The organism is Streptomyces sp. UNOB3_S3, assembly GCF_020740895.1.
Lineage (GTDB): Bacteria > Actinomycetota > Actinomycetes > Streptomycetales > Streptomycetaceae > Streptomyces.
On the sequence record NZ_JAILXP010000723.1, the window covers coordinates 1 to 942 of the forward strand.

Below are 942 nucleotides of genomic sequence, written 5' to 3' on the forward strand. Positions count from 1 at the left end.
CTCCAGGCGCCGCCCCGCCCTCCCGACGTCCTCACCAGCGCCGTCGCCGCCCGGGACCCGCTGCGGGCCGTGCACTACTACGACGACAGCGGCACCATCACCCCGCTCGCCGTGCCCCTGGATCCGCCGGACGGGACCGCCGACGACGGCGACGCGGTACCCGGTCCCGTACAGGAGGCGAAACGGCTCGACGCGATGATCCGTACGGACGTGACCGCGCCCAGGCTCTGGTTCTACGGCGCCACCTGCCTCTGGGACGGGGACGACCCGTCGCCCCGGCCCATCAAGGACGAGTTCCCCGGGCTGCCCGGCAGCACCGAGGACCCGTCGCACTCCTTCTGGGCGGACCTCGACGCGGTCGCCCTGCTCGCCGATCCACAACAGGACGACGCCTACGAGCTGTTCTTCTTCAAGGGCGAGACCTTCTACCACCGCGCCTGCACCTACGCCTACACCACCGACCCGTCCTTCGTGCCGCAGGCGGAGAGCCGGGGCGTGACGTCCCTGATCTCCGAGTCCTTCCCCGGCCTCTCGCCCGAGTGCCAGGAGTCCCCGGACGCCGTGGTGGTCGTCGACGGCGTCTTCTACTTCGTCAAGGGGGCACGGACCGAACCCGCCCTGTGGCGCCGCGAGGACGACCCGCTCCACGTCCTCCTCGTCCCGCACGTCACCGGCGACCCCGCCGTCCGCCCGCCGGCCGGCGCCTTCGACATCCCGCAGCGGACCCTGACCTCCGTGGTGGGCGTCGTCAAGGACTCCCGGCTGCTGGGCGAACGGCTGCGCGTCGGCAGACCCCGGTACCACTCCTTCGGCGTCGACGCGACCGTACGCCCGTGGAGCAACACGCCGACGGACATCGACGAGGCCCGGACCGCGGCCGAAGGGGCCCTGCGCCGCTTCTTCCACCCCACGGCCGGCGGGCCGGACGGGCGGGGGTGGCCG

1 pseudogene is annotated in these 942 nt (G+C 73.2%); it reads left to right on the forward strand.

Features of this window, described 5'->3' with window-relative positions:
- A pseudogene (locus K6I33_RS35295) lies at positions 1 to 942 on the forward strand (hypothetical protein); the annotation flags it as partial.